Origin of the sequence: Falsirhodobacter sp. 20TX0035 (assembly GCF_028307215.1) — a bacterium.
Classification (GTDB): Bacteria; Pseudomonadota; Alphaproteobacteria; order Rhodobacterales; family Rhodobacteraceae; genus Falsirhodobacter.
On sequence record NZ_JAQMHV010000030.1, the window covers coordinates 1 to 2675 of the forward strand.

At 64.3% G+C, this 2675-nt stretch carries 2 protein-coding genes; both read left to right on the forward strand.

All coding sequences use genetic code 11. From position 1 onward, the window contains the following. Positions 1–64: 64 nt before the first annotated feature. Positions 65–2200, forward strand: coding sequence for a sulfatase-like hydrolase/transferase (locus PIJ50_RS16280; RefSeq protein WP_271976645.1), 2136 nt, complete (start codon positions 65–67; stop codon positions 2198–2200). Continuing rightward, positions 2197–2661: a hypothetical protein gene (locus tag PIJ50_RS16285; RefSeq protein WP_271976646.1), complete on the forward strand. Its 465-nt coding sequence runs from the start codon at positions 2197–2199 to the stop codon at positions 2659–2661. Before PIJ50_RS16280 ends, PIJ50_RS16285 begins: the two co-directional genes overlap by 4 nt. Positions 2662–2675 lie beyond the last annotated feature (14 nt).

A 2675-nucleotide genomic window follows, 5' to 3' on the forward strand; every position in this document is an offset into this window, starting at 1 on the left:
CGCGGCCATGAACAACTTGCGCGCGGACCTGATCCGCTACGCCGCCACCTATGGGGCCTGAGCCATGACGAACCTTCTCTTCATCGCGGCCGACGACCTCTGCCATCTTGACCGGATGCTGCGCGTGCTGATCCGTGGCTACGACCTGCCGAACCTGCGTCGCCTGATGAACAGCGGCACGGACTTCGACCGGTCCTATTGCATCGTCCCGGTCTGCGAGCCGGCGCGCACTGCAGTCATGTCGGGCATGTCGCCGGCGGAGACGCGATCGTTCGATCTGTCGGAAGGGTGGAAGGACATCCTGCACCCGCGGCACATGTGGCAGTATCGCCTGCGCGAGGCGGGCTACTACATCGGGACCGTGGGCAAGATCTACCACGGCTACGCGCCGGAGCCGGGCTGGGTCGACGACGCGCTCCACGACAACGCCCCGTTCTCGGAGGAGCCGATCCAGCCGAAGACCGGTGGCGTTTACACCGGTGGCATGTACGGCGACGTCTTTGAGAACGAGACGGACTGGTACGACAAGCGGATGGCCGATCTGACCATCCAGCACCTGACGACCTATGCCGAGGATCGCCCGTTCGCCTGGTTCTGCGGCTTCCACCACCCGCACCTCGAATGGGTGACGCCGAAGCGGATCCACGACCTGATCAATATTGACGACGTGATCCTGCCCGAGGACTGGAACGGCGGCTGGCACACGTTCCCCTTTGCCCAGCAGTTCATGGGCGAAGGCACCAACGGCTTCGGGCCCGATCCGGCGCTGTGGACGGCCGCGAACAAGCTCTACGCCCGCCGCACGATCCACAACTACGCCGCCGGTGCCTTGTGGATGGACGAGCAGCTGGGTCGTGTGCTGGACGCTCTGGAGGCCAGTGCCTTCGCCGCCAACACCATCGTGACCTTCTACTCGGACCACGGCTACCACCTGAGCGACCGCGATCGCTGGCACAAGTTCACGCTTTACGAACAGGCGGCCTGCGCGCCCATGGCGATCAAGGTCCCCGGTCAGGCGCCGCGCAAGGTGGAGACACCGGTCAGCCATATCGACCTTGGCGCCACGATCATGGACTACTGCGGCATCCCGATCCCCGAAGGCTTCCGGGGGATCAGCCTGCGGCCATGGATCGAAGGCCAGACGCCCGCGCTGCGACCCATTCCGACGTTCTGGTATGGTTCGTCCTCGGTTGCGATCGGCACCAAGCGCACGACCGTCTACCAGGACGGCACCTCCGAGATGTACAATCTGGTCGACGATCCGTGGGCCACGACGGATGTGTCCAAGACCGATCCCGACTTCGAGGCCCATCGGGAGATCGCGATCAACGCGGCCTATGACTGGGGCTTCCTGATCGTGGAGGAAGGCATCGACACCTCGCGCCCGTCTGAGTTGCAATCGTTCCTCGGCACCGTGCCCACGGATCAGCGCTTCGCCACCAGCTTCGTGGCCTTGGGCGACTTCAACAGCAGCAAGGGGCGTTCGCCGGGCTACCAGCGCATGTGGGGCGCCAACGCCAACGTCGGCGGGACCGTCCGCATGCCGCCGCACATCGAGGATTACTCGGTGATGGGGCGGGAAGCGCTGAACATCATCCTGCAGGCCAACGCGCTGAACAACACGATCCGGATCGAGAACAACGAGGGCCAGCTGCTGACGGCCTATCTTGGGGACGGCGACGACGAGATCACCAACCCGACCCGCGCCCGCGTGATCGCCTATGGCGAAGGCGGGAATGACATTCTCCGCGGTGGTCAGGGCTGGTCCAACCAGCTTTACGGGGGCACGGGGAACGACACGCTGTCCGGCAACTCGCGCGACGACACCCTAGACGGTGGCGAGGGGGATGATCTGGTCGGCGGCGGCCCGGGCAACGACTACATCCTCGCCTCCGCGGGCTCCGACACGATCACCGGCGACACCGGGAACGATACGATCGTGGTGACGGGCGGCGCACATCTGATTTCCGGCGGCGCGGGCAACGATTCTTTCCGCATCGGCCGGACGGGACGGATCAACACGATCACCGACTTCGCAACGGGCGACGTGCTGGATCTGGCGGGTTGGGCACCCATTGGTCCGGCGACGGTCGCTCAGGTCGGCGCGGACGTTGAGGTGACGGCAGCGCTGGAAAAGATCGTCTGTCGGAACACCACGGTCGCCGTCGTCAAGGCGGCCATCACGGGGGTAGGCACATGAAGTCCGTCCGCTTTCTCTTCAGCATGATCGCCGACTTCTTCTCGGTCATGGACCGGGAGGGACGGGGGATCGAATACCACATGAGCAAGGTCATGTTCTTCATGGGCCTGATCCTGATCCTGCCCGAGAACACGCTCATGCTTCCCACATACCAGCAGATATACGGCCTCGGTAGCTCTGAGATGTTCGCGGCGGTCATTCTGTGCGGCTTCGGGGGCTGGAGGTTCCTGGCGCTCTACGTGAACGGCTTCCACTTCCGGACGCCTCGTTGGCGCGCGGCCATGTCCTTCTGCTCGTGCATGTTCTTCGGCATGCTGTCGTACAACGTCTGGTTCGACTACATGTCGGGCGTCTCCGTCGCGCCCGGCTTCCTTCTCGCCATCTATCCCGCCTTTGTCATAGCCGAGTTCCGCGCGGCTTCTCGCCTGCGTTGGGAGCGCATCCACTATGCCACCCATTGATGCCCTGACGGAAC

What these genes read in the sequence shown, in the direction of transcription:
- PIJ50_RS16280 (WP_271976645.1), top strand. Translation starts at nt 65, where the DNA reads ATGACGAACCTTCTCTTCATCGCGGCCGACGACCTCTGCCATCTTGAC.
- PIJ50_RS16285 (WP_271976646.1), top strand. Translation starts at nt 2,197, where the DNA reads ATGAAGTCCGTCCGCTTTCTCTTCAGCATGATCGCCGACTTCTTCTCG.